The sequence below is a fragment of the Singulisphaera photorubra genome (assembly GCF_045290345.1).
In the GTDB taxonomy this organism is placed as follows: Bacteria; Planctomycetota; Planctomycetia; order Isosphaerales; family Isosphaeraceae; genus Singulisphaera.
Genome location: NZ_CP155447.1, coordinates 4,669,228 through 4,688,827 on the forward strand (window position 1 = coordinate 4,669,228; position 19,600 = coordinate 4,688,827).

At 60.9% G+C, this 19,600-nt stretch carries 12 protein-coding genes and 1 pseudogene; 12 read left to right on the forward strand and 1 reads right to left on the reverse strand.

The genetic code is table 11. The annotated features are described in order from the left end of the window. Positions 1-25: 25 nt before the first annotated feature. From V5E97_RS17615 to glnE, 10 genes are all read left to right on the forward strand, one after another. Positions 26-943, forward strand: a complete 918-nt coding sequence (locus V5E97_RS17615; RefSeq protein ID WP_406700599.1) for a hypothetical protein — start codon at positions 26-28, stop codon at positions 941-943. A gap of 175 nt (positions 944-1,118) precedes the next feature. Beyond that, the gene (locus V5E97_RS17620; protein WP_406700600.1) at positions 1,119-2,072 is read left to right on the forward strand and encodes an ABC transporter ATP-binding protein; all 954 of its coding nucleotides are present in this window, start codon (positions 1,119-1,121) and stop codon (positions 2,070-2,072) included. A 2-nt stretch (positions 2,073-2,074) separates the two neighbouring features. Beyond that, complete coding sequence (locus V5E97_RS17625) at positions 2,075-2,839, forward strand: ABC transporter permease (RefSeq protein WP_406700601.1); 765 nt, start codon at positions 2,075-2,077, stop codon at positions 2,837-2,839. 69 nt (positions 2,840-2,908) lie between these two features. Beyond that, positions 2,909-4,711, forward strand: a complete 1,803-nt coding sequence (locus V5E97_RS17630) for a GldG family protein (protein WP_406700602.1) — start codon at positions 2,909-2,911, stop codon at positions 4,709-4,711. Between the two features lie 64 nt (positions 4,712-4,775). Continuing rightward, entirely contained in the window at positions 4,776-7,151 is a 2,376-nt protein-coding gene (locus V5E97_RS17635) for a DUF4340 domain-containing protein (RefSeq protein ID WP_406700603.1), read from the forward strand. Positions 7,152-7,392: 241 nt separating this feature from the next. Continuing rightward, positions 7,393-7,962: a peptide deformylase gene (gene def, locus V5E97_RS17640; RefSeq protein WP_406700604.1), complete on the forward strand. Its 570-nt coding sequence runs from the start codon at positions 7,393-7,395 to the stop codon at positions 7,960-7,962. Positions 7,963-7,982: 20 nt separating this feature from the next. Then, a complete protein-coding gene (fmt, locus tag V5E97_RS17645) occupies positions 7,983-8,942 on the forward strand; it encodes a methionyl-tRNA formyltransferase (protein ID WP_406700605.1) in 960 nt (319 codons plus the stop codon). A gap of 150 nt (positions 8,943-9,092) precedes the next feature. After that, entirely contained in the window at positions 9,093-10,520 is a 1,428-nt protein-coding gene (gene miaB / locus V5E97_RS17650) for a tRNA (N6-isopentenyl adenosine(37)-C2)-methylthiotransferase MiaB (RefSeq protein ID WP_406700606.1), read from the forward strand. Between the two features lie 10 nt (positions 10,521-10,530). Further along, a complete protein-coding gene (locus V5E97_RS17655; RefSeq protein ID WP_406700607.1) occupies positions 10,531-11,262 on the forward strand; it encodes an SMI1/KNR4 family protein in 732 nt (243 codons plus the stop codon). A gap of 25 nt (positions 11,263-11,287) precedes the next feature. Then, positions 11,288-14,440: a bifunctional [glutamate--ammonia ligase]-adenylyl-L-tyrosine phosphorylase/[glutamate--ammonia-ligase] adenylyltransferase gene (gene glnE, locus V5E97_RS17660; RefSeq protein ID WP_406700608.1), complete on the forward strand. Its 3,153-nt coding sequence runs from the start codon at positions 11,288-11,290 to the stop codon at positions 14,438-14,440. A 9-nt stretch (positions 14,441-14,449) separates the two neighbouring features. On the opposite strand, the gene V5E97_RS17665 is transcribed toward glnE, so the two are convergent. Continuing rightward, positions 14,450-15,412 (reverse strand): 2-hydroxyacid dehydrogenase, encoded by a 963-nt coding sequence (locus tag V5E97_RS17665; protein ID WP_406700609.1) that lies wholly within the window; start codon positions 15,410-15,412, stop codon positions 14,450-14,452. A gap of 250 nt (positions 15,413-15,662) precedes the next feature. On the opposite strand from V5E97_RS17665, the gene V5E97_RS17670 reads away from it, so the two are divergent. Beyond that, positions 15,663-16,025: a hypothetical protein gene (locus V5E97_RS17670; protein ID WP_406700610.1), complete on the forward strand. Its 363-nt coding sequence runs from the start codon at positions 15,663-15,665 to the stop codon at positions 16,023-16,025. Between the two features lie 193 nt (positions 16,026-16,218). Further along, positions 16,219-19,469 (forward strand): annotated as a pseudogene (locus V5E97_RS17675) (efflux RND transporter permease subunit). Positions 19,470-19,600 lie beyond the last annotated feature (131 nt).

A 19,600-nucleotide genomic window follows, 5' to 3' on the forward strand; every position in this document is an offset into this window, starting at 1 on the left:
GGCCCGATCAAGGAAGAATTTCGCCATGCTTTCGCTTTCGCTCTTGCTCTTCATCCCCATCCTGGCGGTCGGAGCCGATTCCAAGGATGATGGACATCAAGCCGCGAACCCCGTCTATCGTGCGCTCGTCGCGGACGGACTCGTGATCGAGGGGAAGACGTTCGCCTTCCCCCTTCCCTTGCTCCGCGACGGTCAGACCGCCGAGACTCAGCAAGAGATTCTCCGCGGACTGCTTGAATCCGAGCGAAAGGTTGCCGAATTCCTTCGTGATTCCGTGTCCGCCCCGTTCATTCTCAAACTCAAAGATGAGACAACCACCAGCAGTCTCGTCCGACGCGCGGATCTCTGGTTCGCGGTTCGCGCAAGCCTCGACGACATCGACCTCGAGGCTCTCTCCCGCAATTCCGCGGAGGCCAAGCCCATTGAGGTAGGAAACATGCGGTTTGAAAGCCGGCTGCTTGGAGCCGGCGAACTGGAGGCGCGGGGGATCGCGGTTCCGAAGTCGGACGCCTCGTCGAAAACTTTGTTGATCCACCAGACGGGACGCCTGCTCGACCGGATCCACGTGGAAGGAACCGACATGATGGTCGCCTCCCGCACGCCCAACTCGTGGGTGATCGCCGCGCGGACTGACCGGCGATTCGACGAGGTCCCCAAAGCGGCGAATCAGTGGTGGCCGATCGTCCGACGCGGGGGTAAGGAAGAGGCCGGGGCAACTCATCCGTTTCCAGGAGGTGCGAGCTACGTGACGATCACCCGGCTCGCATCCGACCCAAACGTGCTGGTGGCGGAAGCCCATTTTAGCTTTGCCGAGCCCCGCGCCTGGTTCGACGGAGCGCCGATCCTCCGCTCCAAGATCAGCCTGATCGCGCAGGACCAGATTCGTCAGCTTCGCCGCGATCTTGCCAAGCGAAAGGAACGTCCTCGAACGGAGAAACCGTGAGAAGGTCGTGTTCTGAGTCGAGGTTGTCGCCCGGCCCTTGCATTGCGAGAATCTGCAAAAAGGTCGGGCGGGCTCGTCACAAATCAGGCATGAAAGCGTCCATTTGTCCGCGGATCGGGACTGCGGCCGCGAGCCGGTCTCGATTCGTCCTCACTTCAAAGGCTTCCGTTTAACCATGATCCAAGTCGATCGACTTACCAAACGTTACGGCTCGTTCAAGGCAGTGGACGGCGTCACCTTCTCGGTCGGCCGGGGTGAGATCGTCGGCCTACTCGGTCCAAACGGCGCGGGCAAGACGACGACGATGCGGATGCTGACCACATTCCTCGGTCCGACCAGCGGGCGGGCGACTCTCGCCGGGCACGACATGCTCGACGAACCACTCGAAGTCCGACGTCATGTCGGCTACCTGCCCGAAAACGTGCCGCTCTACCTCGAAATGAGAGTGCGCGAATACCTGCTCTATCGCGCCAAACTCAAAGACGTTCCCCGCTCGCGACGGCGGGCGGCGATCAACGAAGTCATTGCACGTTGCCGGCTGGGGGATGTTGAGGAGCGGATTCTCGGCCAACTTTCCAAGGGCTACCGCCAACGCGTCGGCCTGGCCGAAGCCATGGTCCACGACCCTGATATCCTGATCCTCGACGAGCCGACCGCAGGTCTTGACCCGATCCAGATTCGTGAAGTCCGCGCCCTGATCCGCGAGCTGGGAAACCGTCACACCATCCTGCTCTCGACGCATATCATGTCGGAAGTCGAGGCGGTTTGCGGGCGGGTCATCATCATCGCGAAGGGAAAAATTGCCGTCGACGACCGACTCGATCGGCTTCGTTCCGAGAGTACGATCGTCATCGAAGCACGAGGACCGGCCGACGCCATCAGACGCGGCCTCGAGACCGTTCCGGGGGTCGAGCACGTCGTCCAGCGCAAGCTCGAAGGGGATCATGCCGCTTTTGAGATCCACACCAAAAATGGGGCCGATCTCCGTGAGGAACTCGCGCAACGGGTCATCCAGAACGGCTGGCCTTTGCGTCAGCTCGATATTAGACGCACCACCCTGGAAGACCGATTCATTCAGGCCGTAACCCGCGAGACGATCTCCGCTGAAGCCGAACTCGAGGCTGTTTGACGATGCGACACATTCCGACCCTGCTCCGCCGGGAACTCGGGGCTTATTTCCTGAGCCCGATGGCATTTCTCATTCTGCTCGCATTCCAGGTGATCGCCTGGTTCAACTTTTGGGAGCTCGTCGATGGGCTGAACCGTCATCAGCAATCGCTCTCCAGCTTGCGCGATCCGCTCAACAACTATATCTCCCAGAGCCTCCCTTTCTGGATTGGAGTCCTGGTCGCGGTCCCCGCGCTCACGATGCGACTGCTCGCCGAGGAGAAGCGTTCGGGAACGATCGAAACCTTGCTCACCGTGCCGGTGACCGAGACCGAGATCGTGGTGTCGAAGTGGCTCGCGGGGGTGGTCATGTACCTCGTCCTCCTCTTGCCATTCGCCGTCTACCTGCCCTTTCTCTACTACCAGGCCAAGTTCTATTTCGACCCCGGCCCCCTACTCTCCTTGGGCATCGGTCTGACCACCCTGGGAATGATGTTCGTGGCGATTGGCCTCTTCTTTAGCTCGCTCACGCGAAACCAGATTATCGCGGCGATCTGGACGTTCGCGATCCTCTTCCTGCTCGTGTTCATGACCCTGCTGCTCTACTACTATGCCGCGGGGCAACGCCTCGAATGGGCCGAGGGAATCCGGTTCGTTGCGGTCCTGCTCCAGGCCCACAGCTTCGGAATGGGGCGACTCGATCTGAGATACCTGGTCCTTCACCTGTCAGTGAGCGTCTTCATGATCTATCTCACGGTGAAGGTTCTCGAATTCCGTCGCCTCGGTTAAAGACTTCAGTATCGAGCGTGGTCGAATCAACGAAGTGCGGAAGCGAATGCTGAGGGAATCACACAAACGATGAGCGCTTTCCTGTCGAGAACCGAAGTCTGGGTGTTCGCCCTGGCGACGGCCGCTTTTCTCGCGCTTTACTGGGCGTTTCGAGGCGCACCAATCGGTCAGGCAGCCGACGACGAGGGAACCGATGCGCCCAGGGCGGCCTACCGCGATCGAGTGATTGGGGCCATGGTCGTCGGCCTGCTCCTGATTATCGGCGGAGCCTATATCGCGCTTGCGCGCAGTCTGCTCTGGTCGATCCCTGTCTTCGCGATCGGCTTCGGCCTGGTTCTCACTTTGATCGCGTTCAACCAGCGATATCGCCACGCCAGCCCCGCGCTGCGGCGAACGATCGACCTCTCGAACACGGCCCTCACCATCGCGCTGGTGGCTGGCATCCTGATCGTGATTAACGTCCTGGCGTTTCGCTACGGCGGACGCGCAATCGATTTTACACGCGAGCGAACGTTCTCACTCGAGTCGCTCACTAATAATCAGTTGAAGACGCTCGATCGGCCGGTGACTTTCACCCTGATCGCGGGCAAGAGCCCGCTCGCCGTGCTTCAGTCGGACCGGATTCAGCAGGTGCTGGACCTGTACAAGGCGGCCAATCCCGACCGGATCCGCGTGGAGACGCTCAACCCGTTCGTCGAGCCGGAGAAGTATGAGGCGATCGCCAAACGGGTCCCGGGCGTCGCCGTGACCCAGGGCGGAGGCGTCTTGATCGCATACGGCGCTGGGGAAAAGGCGGCCTACTCGGTCGTCCGAACCAGCGAACTGTTTGACCTGCCCAGGTCAGGCCGGGTCGAGGACCAGTCGGCCCTCTACGAAAGCACTTTCCACGGTGAGACAGCCATCACGTCGGCCTTGATCGCCCTCCGCGAGGGAAAGAAGCCGAAAATCTTCTTCACGACCGGTCATGGAGAGCGTTCCATCAATGAGGCCCGTCCCCGCGAGCCCGGCATCGGTGTCTGGCACGCCCGGCTCGCCGCCACGGGAGCGGAGGTGGCGGAACTCAACCTGATCGAGTCGGAGATTCCTGCCGACGCATCGCTCCTGATCGTCGTCGGACCCAAGTCTCCCTTTCGCACCGAGGAAGTGAGCAAGCTCAGGGGCTATCTCGACCGCGGCCAGCCAGCTCTCATGCTGCTCGGGAATCAGGAAAGGACAGGGCTGGAGGAGCTTCTCCATTCGTACAACATCGACTTCGGACCCGGCACGATCGTGGATCGTCGCCTGAGTGCCCCAGGGCGGCCCCAGTTCGTCTACGTCCCCATGACCCCTGACTTGCGTCATCCCGTCGTCGACTCACTGATCAGCCGGTTCGTTCTGTTGCCCTCCGCCTCACCGATCCGCATCCTTGGCTTCGGCGGCAGCGCACCGGTCAACACGAACCTCATAGGGACCCCACTACTCCGCACGAGCAGCTTCTCCTGGGCGGAATCCGACCTCACCAAACGACCGGTGGAGTATGACCAAGGACCCGATGAAAAGGGTCCTCTGACCGTCGGAGTAACGGTGAACAACAAGCCAGACGCGGAGGGGAAATCGGATGGAGATCCTCGACTCGTGCTCTTCTCCTCGCCGGCGATGGCCGACAACGACCTCCTCCAGGAAGAACCTACGAATCAGGATTTGCTGATGAACGCGATCGCCTGGTTGCGAGGTCGCCCCGACCTGCAGGGGATCGCTCCCAGAACGCACGTCTCGATGACGCTGCTGGCCGATCCGGTCCTTCGATTCCGACTCATCATGGTTCCGACCGTCATGGCCGTCCTCCTCGTGATCGCGCTCGGGGTTTCCACCTATGTCGCACGGCGTGAGTGAAGCACTGGGGAGTGACCATCTTGCGAGAACGTCTTCACAGAACACGTTGAAACGGCTTGTTATCATGAAGAAGCACCACACCACTTTGCTGCTGCTCACCTTGTTCTTCACGGGCCTGTTCGTCCTGTGGTGGGCGAGCTATGTCGAGGTCCCGACCTCCCAGGAGTTGGCGGCGAACCAGCACCTCGTCTTGCCTCAACTCGCGAAAACGGCGCCGGGCGAGATTCGCAGACTGACGATCGAGCGGCCTCCCACGGGCGATGAGGCACAAAAAGAGCCGCCGGTTCGACTCGTCTTCGAGCGCCGCGGTAACACCTGGCAGATGATTGAACCCTTGAACGCCAGGGCGGAGACTTCTCGGCTCGAGATCCTGACGCAGAACCTTAAAAATCTCGCCAAATCCCCGGAAGCAGGGACGATTCCAGGACCAGGGGCAAAGTACGGCTTCGATCCCGCCGCCGCTTCGATCAAGGCATTTGGCAAAGACCTCGAGACGCCGATCGCCTCGCTTGAGGTCGGCAAGACGTTCGGAGATCGACTTTACGTTCGCCCAAACGGTACGCCCGGAATCGAGGTGGTGGATTCCCGCCTCATTCAAGGGCTCAACCAGCCACCGATGGACTGGCGTGAGAAGGCCCTTTTCAACCTCGCCACTTTCCAGGTCGGCGGGATCAAGATCAGCGGTCCCGGCCGCAACTTGAACGCGGAACGGCTGGGTGGACATTGGCGGCTGCTTCAACCCTTCGCTGCGCTCGGGGACGACCGCAAGATGGAAGAGGTTTTAGGCGAGTTGACCTCGCTCCGGGTCGCCAATGGCGACGCTGGATTCGTGGCCGATAACGTCAGTGACCTCGCCCCGTATGGACTCGACAAGGACCACGGAGTTCGGGTCGAACTTCGCCCTGTCTTGAGCCAGTTGAAACCCCAGGTGGTTTTCATTGGCAATCCAGTGCCCGATCAGGACGGCAAATTCTACGCTCTACAAGACGACCAGGATGACGTCGTGGTGATCAGCGGCCAGGGCCTCGCCACCCTCGGGGTCGATCCCAACGCCATCCGAAGCACCAAGGTGGCCGACTTCGAACCCGCGCGAGCCTCGTTCATCCGAGTCGAGGCGCTCGGTCGAACCTTCGACATGGCCCGCACCGACCAAGGCTGGACCATCGTTCATCCGATCCAGGGGCCGGCGGACCAGGAACTGGTGGGCGCTCTACTTTCCAAACTGGAAAAGCTGGAAACAAGCGAGTTTTTCGACCCGTCGAAGGTGACGACGCCGGAGCTCACCCCCCCTGCCATCTCGCTCAAACTCTGGCAATTCAAGCGGGGAGAACGACCCCCGACAAAAGCAGCCGGCGAGCCCACAGGAGATTTGAAGGTCAGCCTGAATCTTGGCCGTCATGACGGGCAAAGGAAGAGCATCTATGCACAGGTGGCCGGCGACTCGACGATACTCGTCCTGCCCGATGCTTTCCTCGAAGCGCTGCCGCAGAATGACCTGGCATTCCGCGAACGTCATCTGATCAACCTCAGCCTCGGACAGATTAGCCGCCTCACAGTCATGCGGGACGGTAAGACCTTCGTCCTCTCCCCTACAAAAGCGGGAGATCCGAATCAGTGGAAGATGGAAAAACCGATCGAAGCCCGCGCGGATACCGAGGCGATCACCAAGGCGCTCGTCATGCTGACGAGCCTTCGAGCCCAACGTCTGATCACCGATCAGCGCGTCGAACCCAGGCCGTTTGGACTCGACACACCGAGCATGATCATCACCTGGACCACTCCTTCGAGCGAACAGAACGCGACCGGTGAAGACAGGATATCCACGCAATCCCTGACGATCGGCGGTCGGGTTCCCAAGTCCGAATCATGGTACGCTCGTCTTTCAGACAGCCCGCTAATCTTCACGCTGGGGGACGACGTCGTGCTCCCGTTCCGCGCCGAGTTCCGAACCCGTCAAATTCTCTCCTTCTCCCCAAAGCAGATCGAACGACTGACCTTACGTTGGCCCGAGCGATCGGCGACCTTCGAGCACCATCCAACCCCGCGCGGGGGTGTTTACGACTGGAACCTGGCGGCGGATACAAAAGCAGGACCGTTCGACCTTTCCCGAGTCCACGCACTGGCAAGCGACCTCTCAAAGCTGAATACGCGCATGTTCATTCAGTATGAGGGCCCCTTCCCTGTCGCCTCGGGGCTGACAACGCCCCCACTTACTGTGGAATACACCCTCAAAGGTGATGCCACCAAGCACGTGCTACGGGTCGGCAATACATTTGAACAAGGGGAGTATTACGCCACCACCGCTCTGAAGAACGAAGGAATGGTCTTCACTCTGGGAGGGACCGGGTGGGCTGAATTGATCCGGCTCGCCGGCGACCGGAAGCCGGTCGAGTTGCCGGACGACGTGTTTGCCCCTGACCCTGCGCAAGGCTCAGAGTAAGCCGAGCGGCCGGCCCACCAGAAATGATTGGGGCGGTTCGCCGATTGGGAGGCTACCGCGGCATCCAACCGGCCGGGCCGACAGGGAGGCGATTCGGCCCGGCTCATCAAACCGGCTCGCTCCGAGCGCGGCGGGGGGCTCGCTGACGCGGGGCCGATTGGACCCTGTCGGGTTGTCGATCGATTCGCACCTTTCATACAATACGAGTGGTCTCACTGAACCCATGCACTGGAGAGTTCTCGTGTTGCGGATCGTTCCCTTTCCTCATCCCGCGCTACGCTATGAGGCCCGGCCAGTCACCGAGATCAACGACGAACTTCGTGCGAATGTTCGTGAGATGTTCGAACTGATGTACGACGCGCGCGGGATCGGGCTGGCGGCGACTCAGGTTGCCCTGCCCTATCGCTTCTTCGTCTTGAACTTGACCGCCGACCCCGATCAGCCGGATCAGGAACGGGTTTTCATCAATCCCGAGATCATCAAGCGACACTCCTCCGTCGAGGACGAAGAAGGCTGTCTCAGCTTCCCTGGGCTCTATGCCAAGGTGCGTCGCGCCAAACGGATCAAGGTTCGCTGGTTCGACCTGGACGGGAACACGCTGGAGCTCGACGCCGAAGACCTCGAAAGCCGCGCCATCCAGCACGAGGCCGATCACCTTTCGGGTCGCTTGTTCATCGATATGCTCAGTCCGCTCACGCGAAACTCGGTGGGAGCCAAGATTCGCGACTTCGAAACCAAATTTCGCCGGGCTCAGGCTGAGGGTAAGTACCCGACCGACGAAGAAATCATCAGGCAACTTGACGCCCTTTGAATCGAGAGTGGTGAAGCTCAATGCCGCAACCTTTGCGAATCATCATGCTCGGTACCGGCGACTTTGCGCTGCCGACCTTCGTCCATCTCTGCGAGACGGGTCACAACGTCATCGCCCTGATCACGCAGCCCGATCGTCCGCAAGGGCGCAAGCAACTGATCATCCCGAGCCCGATCGCGTGTGCCGCTAAGGAACGCGGCATCCCGGTGCTTCAGCCCGAAAATGTGAATGCTCCGGAGTTTCTCGAACCACTCAAGGCCCTCGCACCTGATCTTTTGATCACGGCGGCATATGGCCAGATTCTCTCGGCGGAATTGCTCGCCGTCCCCCCTTTCGGTGGAATCAACCTTCATGGGTCGATCCTCCCGGCCTACCGCGGCGCCTCACCGGTGGCGAGAGCCATCGAGAATGGTGATCTCGAGGCCGGCGTGACCGTGATCCGGATGACTCCCAAGATCGATGCCGGGGGAATGATCGCGGTGGCCAAGACGCCGATCGATCCCAACGAGACGGCCGGCGAACTGGAAGCGCGGCTCGCCAAGCTCGGAGCGCCCCTCATCGCGGAGTCGATCGCCGCGGTCGAGGCGGGCACCGCGACGATTCTGCCGCAGGACAAGGCCAAGGTGACCAAGGCCCCCAAACTCACGAAAGACGATGGCCTCATCGATTGGTCGAAATCCGGCCTGGCGATCCACAACCTGGTCCGTGCAATGCAACCCTGGCCAATCGCATCCACATTCTGGAAGCGGGCTTACGACCCGACCCGAGAACCACTCCGGCTGATCATCCATCGGACCGAACCGGTGGACCGCGACGGCCCCCCCGGCGTCGTTCTCGAAGCGTACGGTGATCAATTGGTGGTGGCAGGCAGTCAAGGCGCCGTGCGCCTGATCACCGTTCAGGTCCCTGGCAAGAAACCGGCACCCGTGGCCGCCTTCCTGAACGGCAATTGCGTCGTCCCTGGTGAGCAACTGGGATGATCATGACCGAGAATTGACCGAGAACCATCGACGGGGGCGTGTTTAGGACGTTTCCAGGATCGGTAAAGGTTGGTACAATCACCTGGCTCACGGCACCCGTCGGAATGTCATCCCGCGCCGGCTCCGCGACGGGATTTGCAGGATTCACGAATGTCTGACGTAACGCCAAAAAGAAAAAAGCTTTACATCGAAACCGTTGGCTGTCAGATGAACCTGCTCGATAGCGAGCTGGTGGTGGGAAAGCTCCGTAACGAGGGTTACGAGCTGACGGATGACATCGGCAAAGCCGACACAATCCTCTACAACACCTGCTCAGTCCGACAGCACGCGGAAGACAAGATATACAGTGCGCTTGGCCGGATCAAACAGCTCAAGCAACTCAAGCCCGAACTCACCATCGGCGTCCTCGGCTGCATGGCCCAGAAGGATCAGAAGCAGATCCTCAAGCGGGCTCCCCACGTCGACATCGTGGTCGGGCCAGGTCAGCTCGCCCAGGTCCCGGAATTGCTCGTTCTCGCCAAGGAGCAAGCGACACCGCAGATGGCCGTGAGCCTACCTCGAACGGCGGGCTCGAACCAGACGGTGACCGCGAGTTTTGCCGAGTACGACCCGATTCGCGAACCTGCGATGCGGCCTTCGCCATTCCAGGCGTTCGTCCGGATCATGATGGGCTGCGATAAGTTTTGCACCTACTGCATCGTCCCATCCGTTCGCGGCCCCGAACAGAGCCGCCCCGCATCCGTGATCGTGGATGAAGCCCGTGTGCTCGCCGATCAGGGGGTCAAGGAGATCACCCTGCTTGGCCAGACGGTGAACAGTTATCGATCCGTCGACGCGTCAGGGCGAACCTTTCGCCTTTCCGACCTGCTCGAGCGCCTTCACGAGATCGAAGGGCTGCAACGGATCAAGTTCATCACGAACTTCCCCAACGATATGACCGACGACCTGCTCCAGGCCGTGCGCGACCTGCCTCGGGTTTCCCGCTACTTGCACGTCCCGGCCCAGAGCGGTTGCGACGAAGTCCTGAAGCGGATGAAGCGAACGTACTCGGTCGCGCTCTACGACGACATGCTCGACCGAATCCGCGAAACGGTGCCCGACGCGGCGGTCTCGAGCGACTTCATCGTCGGCTTTCCCGGTGAGTCCGAGGCCTCATTCGAGAAGTCGATGCGGCTCGTCGAACGCGGCCGGTTCAAAAACAGCTTCATCTTTAAATACAGCCCACGCCAGGGGACCAAGGCCGATACGCTCTTCATCGACGATGTCCCCGAAGAAGTCAAAAAGCGGCGCAACAACGACCTGCTCGTCCTCCAGACGGCGATCAGCCAGGAAGACAACCGACGTCTCATCGGGCAAAGTCTCGAGGTGCTCGTCGAGGGACCGAGCAAGTCGTCAAAGGGGATCGCCGCCGGCGAACTCGGCCAACTCTCCGGCCGCTCATCCTGCGATCGCATCATCGTCTTCGAGGGGCACGAGCGACTCGTAGGGCAATTTGTGCCCGTGACCATAGAGGATGCGAGCGGCGTCACCTTGTTCGGTCGGGTCGTCACCATGGATCTGGTTGCGCCTCGGGCGTGAGGGGGAGCGGATGGTGAGCCCGCTCAACGACCTGATCGGTCGCTGGGTCGCATCGGTGGGAATTGATCCCAAGCTCGTGCCAGCGTCTATCAAGCTGGAGACTCATTTCGATCATGCCCCGGCGCCGTCACGTCCTGGTGCCGACCCGCAACAAATTAAAGCATGGGAGCAACGTCATGGGTATTTGCTCCCCGATGGGCTTCGCGCCTGGCTCTTGCTCTCGAATGGTTTCTATCTCGATGGCCCCTTGATCCACCCTCTCTCCGCCATCGGGCCCATGGTTCCGTTTGCGCGGGTGCCCGACCTGGTCGTGCAGCCGGAGAGTTGGTTTGAACTGGGTAACCCGAACGTAGAGACCGTCTGCATCGATCTCGCCTATCGCTGGCCGGGGGGTGATTTCCCGATCTTCACGTCGGGCGACGACCAGACGCATAGTCGACCTCGGATGATCGCGTCAGGCTTCAACTCCTGGTTCCTCGAAGTCCTGAAACAAGGGGGACGGGAATTCTGGTTCGACCCTGGTTTTTCTTCCCTCGGTGACCCCTGGGTGGAGCATCGCCGGCATACGCCCGCCCCTCCGCTACCCGATCGGTTGCGACCGTTAGCGGCTCGCGTCCTGCCGCTCATGCGTCCTGGTGCGGACGACCGCTCGATTGCCAATTCCCTAGGCATTAGCCGCGGGGACGTCGAGGTTCTCTTCCGACACCTCCAGCATGGTTCGGCGAATTTTGCGGGGCCATGAATCACTCCAGGCTCGGTGAACGACAATGAAGGAGAACCGAGTCGCGAACACCGAATGGTTCCTGAGCTTTCTGAACGAGCCAGAATCAGCGAAACGGTGGCTCGCCAGTCTGGGAGTCCGCGCCCCTGAGCGCGGCATTCGCGACCTGCGTGACCTCGACAGCAGGTCGAACGACCCAGGGATCATGGCACGGCTGGCAGGGCAGTTCCACGGCTTGCTTCCCGCCTGTCCCGATCCCGACATGGCGCTCACGAACCTGGAGCGTTACGTCGCGGCCTGCCCTGCACCTGACGCCACTCTCAAACTGCTGGCGGAGAATCCTCGGACGACCGAGATCCTCGTGCAACTCTTCAGCACGAGCCAGCACTTCAGCGAATTCATGATTCGCGACCCCAGTTACCTCGACTGGCTCCGAGGTGGGGCCGATCGTCGCGATCGCGATACGTTGATTGCCGAACTCTGGAACGACCTCGAGGAGGCTCGTGATGAGGAAAGCGAGCGGTTGATCATTCGCCAGTTCCGCCAGCGCGAGTTGCTCCGGATCGGCTACAACGACATCGTTCGGGGAATGCCGCTCGAAGTGGTGACCCTCGACCTCTCGCACCTGGCTGACGCCTGCGTTGAAGCCGCCTGCCGCCTCGCACGCCGCCGCGCGGAGTTCCGACACGGCCCCCCGTCGGGCCATGACGACGCCCCCGCCCGTTTCGTCGTCCTGGCCCTCGGCAAACTCGGCGGCTCGGAGCTCAACTACAGCTCGGACATCGACCTCATCTTCCTCTACGACGTCGAGGGGCACACGACCGGCCCCCGCGTCGTTTCCAATGCGGAATTCTTCGCCAAAATGGGGGGCGATGTCGTCCGAATCCTCTCGGACCACACCTCGCTCGGCATCGCCTATCGGGTCGACATGCGGCTGCGGCCCGAGGGCGAGCAAGGCGCTCTGGCCCGCTCGCTCGCGGCCACCCTCGGCTACTACGAAACGTCCGGGCGGACCTGGGAACGGCAAGCCCTGATCAAGTGCCGGCCCATCGCCGGCGACCTCGACCTCGGACGCGAATTCATCGAGTCGATCACCCCGTTCGTCTATCGACGCTACCTCAGTGGTGCCGAGATCGGCGAGATCAAGGCGATGAAACGGAAAATCGAACAGCGGACCGTCTCCGCCGGCACCGCCTCGGTCGAGGTCAAGACGGGCCACGGCGGGATCCGTGATGTGGAATTCGTCGTCCAGTTCCTCCAACTCCTCCACGGTGGCTCCTACACCGACGTCCGCCATCCGAATACCCTCCAAGCGATTTCTCAACTCGAAGTCGTCGGCTGTCTGACCGCCGAAGAACGCGGCATCATGGAGGATACCTACCGCTTCCTCCGACGCGTCGAGCACCGGCTTCAGACCATGTTCGACCGCCAGACGCACGAAATGCCCCGCGGGTTCGACGAACAGCGCATCCTGGCCATCCGAATGGGCTACCCTCTGGTCAGCGTCTGGGAAGATCGAACCGGGCCCGCCCAACGCTTCTTGACGGACTATCGCGCCAAGACCGAGTTGAATCGCAAAATCCTCAACCACTTACTCCACGATGCGTTTCGGGATGATGACGGCGATGCCGCCGACCCGGTCGTCGACCTGGTCCTCGACCCCGATCCGGACCCGGTCCTCATCACCCGGGCGCTGGAGCGCTTTTCATTTCAGGATCGCCAGACTGCCTACCAGAACTTGATGGCCCTGGCGCGAGAGGATTTTCCGTTCCTCTCCCAGGCGCGCTGCCGGCACTTTCTCGCGGCGATCGCGCCTCGCCTTCTCCAGGCGGTTAGCCAGGCCCCCGACCCTGACATGGCCCTCACGAATCTGGAGAAAGTCTCGGCGTCGCTAGGTGCCAAGGCGATTCTCTGGGAACTCTTCAACTTCAACCCACCGACCCTCCGCCTCTTCGTGGAGCTGTGCGCCACCAGCCAGTTCCTCTCGGAAATTCTGATCAACAACCCCGGGATGATTGATGAGCTGATGGATTCGCTGGTGGTCGATCGCCTTCAACCCGCTCAGGCGATCAAAGCCGAGCTGGCCGAACTTTGTAAGGGGGCCGAGGACCTCGCGCCGATCTTGCTGAGCTTCCGAAACAAGGAATGGGTCCGGATCGGGATTCGCGATATCCTTGGCCGCGAGCCGATTCGCGAAGTCACTCGCGAGCTGGCCGATGTGGCCGAAGCCATCGTCAACCAGGTGGCGCGCGACCAATGGGAGCGCAGGGCCGCCAAGTATGGCCTCCCTCACCGTGCCTCGGACGGCAAGCGTTCGCGGTGGGCGATCGTCGGTCTTGGAAAGCTCGGGGGGCGCGAGCTGAACTATCACAGCGACCTCGACCTGGTCTTCCTCCACGAAGCGGACGGAGAAACGCAAGGCGGCCTCGAGTCCATCAGCAACGAGCAGTTCGTGAACGAGGTGGCACGTCGAGTCCTCAAAGCAATGGGGGGAGACACGTCGTCAGGCTCGCTCTACCAGGTTGACACTCGCCTCCGACCACATGGAGCGTCGGGGCCGCTTGTCGTGACGTTAGCGGCCTTCCGCGACTATTTCCGTGACTTCGCCCAGCCTTGGGAACGGCTCGCGCTGACCCGCTCCCGGATTATTTTCTCGAATGGTGGTTTCGGACGAGATGTCCAGGAGACACTCCAGGAGATCTCCTCGTCGGTCACGCTCGACTCGAAGACGTTGGCTCAGGAAGTGATCGCGATGCGGCGCAAGCTCGAGGAAGGGCGGCCCCGCAGTGATCTCAAGCGAGGGTCGGGCGGCCTCACAGATATCGAATTTCTGGTTCAATTCCTCCAGTTGGTCCATGCCGCGGAATTTCCTGAGATCACCCGGCCGAACCTTTGGGACGCCCTCGACGGACTCCGCCGCGCAGGGCTACTCAGCTCCGAGATGCATGTCGACCTGCGAGAGGCCTACGACTTTCTCCGCACTGTCGAGAGCCGCCTCCGAATCGTTCATAACCGAAGCGCCCACGACCTCCCCGAGAAGGCCGAAGAGCTGGCCAGGCTGGCACGCCGCTTGAACTATACTTCCAACGTCTCGACCGATTTGGTCCTGGCCTTCACCGCCGACGCCGACCGGCACGCTGTCCGCACACGCGCCTTGTTTCAAGAAGTGGTCGGTCGAGCCTCTGGAGAACTCGCGTAAGCACCGAGCTCAGGTGACTTCCCGAGGGAGGGGTGCTCCACGCAACCCGGCGAGGAGATTCGCCACGGACAGTTCGGCCATCCGACGCCTGGTCTGGACGGTGGCGCTGCCGATATGCGGAGTGATCAAGACGTTGGGAAGGCCCAGCAAGGGATGGTCACGCGGAAGCGGTTCCGGGTCGGTCACGTCCAGCGCGGCTGCGGCAATCTCCCCTGAACTCAAGGCCTCGACGAGATCGTCATTTCGAACCACCGAGCCCCGGGCGATGTTCACGAGGATCGCCGAACGCTTCATTTTCGCCAGCGCGACGGCATCGATCATTCCGCGCGTTTCCTCGGTCAACGGAACCGTCAGCATCACGAAATCGGCCTGGAAAAACAGTTGATCCAGGGTCACGTATTGCACCCCAAGTTCCGTCTCGACGTTCGGCCGGCGGGTTCGATTGTGGTAGAGGACGGTCATCTCAAACCCACGGGCTCGCTTGGCAACCTCACGACCGATGTTCCCCATCCCGATGATTCCGAGCGTTGAGCCGTGAACTTCGACGCCGAGCATATAGCCGGGGTCGTAGACGGTAAACTCCGGAGACTGAGCGTAGCGGGCCCCCTCCACTACCCGACGCGATGCGGCGAGCAACAGGCCGAACCCGAGATCGGCCGTGGCCCCTTCGAGCACGCCCGGCGTGTTCCCGACCGAGATCCCGCGCTGACCGGCGTCGGCCAGGTTGATGTGATCGACCCCGACTCCGAAGTTACTGATAACCTTCAAGCCGGGCAGGCGGTCCATCATCGCTCCGTCCACCTGAGGGTGGCCGTAGGTGTAAATTCCATCGATCGGATCGGAGCTTCCCTTTAGGGCGACCTCCCAGGGAAGAATTTCGACAACGCCTCGGAGCAAATCGTCAATCGTAGCGTCGAGCGGCCCGTCGGCGACCACCCGGGGCCGCGGGATTGAATCAACGGGTTCAGGCATCAAATCTCTCTCAGCGTTCGTGCGTCTACGGAAAAGTCATGACCAGTCGAGTCGCCTGGCCATTAAACCTCCTCGAGCCTGAAGTCACAAGCTCCGTCACATGCACTTGCGGCTGGCGTCGAAGCTGGGCCGACCCCCTGCCATCACCTTGAACAATTGAGGATATCTGGCGTAAAATGACTACCAGCACAATGCATTGCCCTGATAGCTTGAGGGCCAAGGCATGCGTAAAGCCAAGATTCATCCAAGCGTGGTGATACCCCTAATCGCCACACTCTACGCCATGGCTTGGGCGACTGGGTGCGCCCTGGCTACGCCACCTCCTCAGGAGCGACAGTTCGCCGTCGCCGACCAACTCCACGGTTTACGCTCTGAGACGAACTGGCAGCGCGTCGGGTTCGAGCGCGTCGTAGACGATCCAAACCTCGCCGCCTTGGATGAGGACGACGATCGGGAGGAAGTCCTCGAATCGATTCGTCCGAGCTTGATCATTGGCTTCGACCACCCCGTATCGACGAGTAGCGTTGCGACCGCACTCGTCTCCGATTCCGACTCTCGTGGCGACAGCCCTGGAGGACGTCGCGGTCCCCCTCCCCGTATGCCCCCCGCCTGACACTTCCCCCCTTCATTCGCCGCTCGAGCTCCTCATGGCCGTGGTGATGCTGCGCTGATCGCGAAGCCTGCCTTGGCGTTGAGCCTCCTCAAGGACGTGACGGACATTCGTCCAGATCTCCGGTCGGCGGTTAACCGACCGACCCCACCTTATCATCAAGTCATACAATAGTGATCGTTGCGAGGTTTTCGCCATGGTCCGCGCGATTATTACGTGGAGCCTGCATAATCGTCTGATTGTCATCTTGGGGGTCCTCGCCCTCATCGCCGCTGGCATCCACTCCGCTGCCAACTTGAACGTCGAAGCGTACCCCGACCCCACCCCCCCTTTGGTCGAGGTGATCACCCAAAATCCAGGGGCCAGTCCCGAGGAGATGGAACGACTGATCGGAATTCCTCTCGAAACCGCTCTGAACGGGATGCCAGGTCTCGATGACATGCGAAGTACGTCGATCAGTGGCCTGAACGACATCAAATGCCAATTTACCTACGGCACCGACTACAAGTCGGCTCGCCAAGAGGTGATTAATCGAATCGGCGCCGTCAGTAACCTGCCGCCGGGGGTGACTCCCGGACTCTCCCCCTGGAGTCCTACCGGCGAGATCGTCCGTTACGTCCTGGAGGGTCCCGCTTACACCACGAACCAACTCAAAGCCGTCCAGGACTGGGTCCTCAACCGGATCCTCAAGACCGTCCCGGGGGTCGTCGATGTGACCGGCTACGGCGGCACGGTCAAGCAGTACCAGGTACTGGTCAACCCCCGATTGCTCCGCCACTATAACGTCACTTTGCTTCAAGTGGAGGAAGCCCTCGCCCGATCCAACGCCAACGTGGGCGGCGACCTGTTGATGCTCGGCAGCCAGGCGCATAACGTGCGTGCGATCGGATTGCTCGGCAAAGGGATCGACCCGCTCGATCCGGCCAACGTCGATCAATCGGTTGGAATCGAGCTAAAGAAACTCGATGATATCAATAATGTCATCGTGACCACATCCGGCGGTATGCCGATCTTCGTGCGACACGTAGCCGAGGCCATCGTCGGTCATCGCCCAAGACTGGGGATCGTCGGCCGAGGCCGTGAGGACGACGTTGTCGAGGGAATCGTGCTGATGCGCAAGTACGAGAAGAGTCTTCCGACCTCGGAAGCTGTCGCCGCGAAGTTGAAGGAGATCGAACGCGAAAAATTACTGCCCAAAGGGATGAGAATTCGCGTTTTCAATAAGCGTACCGACCTCGTCCACGTGACAACCCATAATGTTCTTCATAATCTCATTTTTGGGATGTCGCTCGTGGTTGCCGTGCTGGTCGTCTTTCTCGGTGACCTCAGCAGCGCAGCGATCGTCGCGATCATGATCCCGCTGGCGCTTCTCTTCTCGGTGACCGTACTCTATCTCCAGGGCAAGTCGGCCAACCTCTTATCAATCGGCGCGGTGGATTTCGGGATCATCGTCGACAGTTCGGTGATCATCGTCGAGAACATCTACCGGCACATTACGGCCCCCGACGCCGACCGAACCCGCCCCTTGATCGACCGGATCGCAGACGCCTCCCATGAGATTGAGCGGGCTCTCTTCTTCTCCGCTTCGATTATTGTCTGCGCCTTCCTCCCCTTGTTCGCAATGACAGGGCCGGAGGGGGCACTCTTCGGCCCCATGGCGAACACCTACGCCTTCTCGATCTTCGGAGCACTCCTGCTCGCATTGACCTTGGCACCCGTGCTCTGCTCATTCCTCTTCCGCAACAAACGCGAGGAAACCGACACATTCGTCGATCGTTTGATGAAGCGACGCTACCTCTGGATTTTGCACCGGGTACTCAATCACGGCAAGCTCACCCTGGTGTTTATAGGCGTCCTCCTCGCCTTCACCCTCGCGCTGATCCCCGGCCTCGGCGGCGAATTCATGCCTGAGCTCGAGGAGGGCAACCTCTGGATCCGCGCCCTGTTGCCACGGACCGTCTCGCTTCAGGAGGCCGCACGGCTGGCGCCTCGGTTGCGGAAGGTGATCGCGTCGATGCCCGAAGTCAAGGGCGTGATGTCCCATGTCGGTCGCCCTGACGACGGCACGGACGTCACCAGCTTCTTCAACGTCGAGTTCAACGTTCCGCTCCAGCCGATGGAACAATGGCCGAAGGGTATGACCCGTGAGAAGATCCAGGATGAGCTGATGGCGAAGTTCCACGAATTCCCCGGCATCGACTTCAGCTTCTCGCAACTCATCCGCGACAACGTCGATGAGGCACTCTCGGGCGTCAAGGGGGCCAACTCCGTCAAGCTGAGCGGCAACGACCTGAGAGTCCTCGAAGAAAAGGGGCAACAGTTGGTGAACGTGCTCCGGACTGTACGGGGCATCGAGAATGTCGGCCTGTTCCACATCGTTGGCCAACCCAACTTGGAGATCGATATCGATCGCGCCGCTTGCGCTCGTTACGGCGTCAACGTCGCGGATGTCGAGCAGGTGGTCCAGGTCGCCATCGGTGGCCGGGCCTTCTCACAGATGGTGGAGGGAGAGAAGCTTTATGACATCGTACTTCGACTCCCCAATGACCTCCGCGACGATCCCACCGTGATTGGCCGGATCCCGATCGATGTGCCCGGAGGGGGGGATACGGGGGAAGGAGTCCGGATCCCGTTGTCGCAACTCGCGACCATCAACCCGCACACGCCTGGCGCCTCATATATCTACCGCGAGAATAACCGCCGCTACATTCCGGTCCGGTTCGCCGTGCGCGATCGCGATCTCGCCTCCGCCATTGCCGAAGCCCAGCGCAAGGTCAACGACCCCAAAACCGGCGTTGACCTGCCACAAGGATACAAGCTCGAGTGGTCGGGGGAGTTCGCCCAGATGCAGGAAGCCAATGCCCGGCTCAAGTGGATCGTGCCGTTGTCCATCGTGCTGATGATGGTCCTGCTTTACACCGCCTTCAACTCGCTAAAGGACGCTTTCCTGGTCATGACCAACGTGGTCGAGGCGTCGATGGGGGCGTCTGGGCCCTGCATTTAACGGGGGTCCACTTCAGCATCTCGGCGGCGGTGGGCTTTATCTCGATTTTCGGCGTCGCCGTTCAGGACGGAGTCCTGCTGATCTCTTACTTCAACCAGATGCGGGCCGCCGGGATCCCGGTGCGTGAATCCGTGATGCGAGGCGCCGAGCTGCGGGTCCGCCCGGTCGTCATGACCGAGTTGACGGCCATGCTCGGCCTCTTACCGGCCGCGTTTGCAACCTCGATCGGCTCTCAGGCACAAAGGCCGTTGGCGATCGTCGTTGTGGGATCCATGTTCGTGACGTTATTCCTGGCCCGATTCCTGATGCCCGTGCTCTACAGTATCTTCCCCGCGCCTGCTGGCACTGTCCACGACATTCATCGGGCCAAGTTGATCGAAGGATCGCATTACACCGATGAGTTCCTCAACGGCGACCGGACGCCCGAAGAGGAGGAACGCTGAAAAATCAACCGCCCCCCCTCGTAATGAAGCGAGTTCGCCCGCAATAGGGGGGGGGGCACATAAAATCTGATCGCTTATTCAAATGCGATTTCATTCATTCCAGTCTGTCAATCAGTTGGGAACGCGCCCAC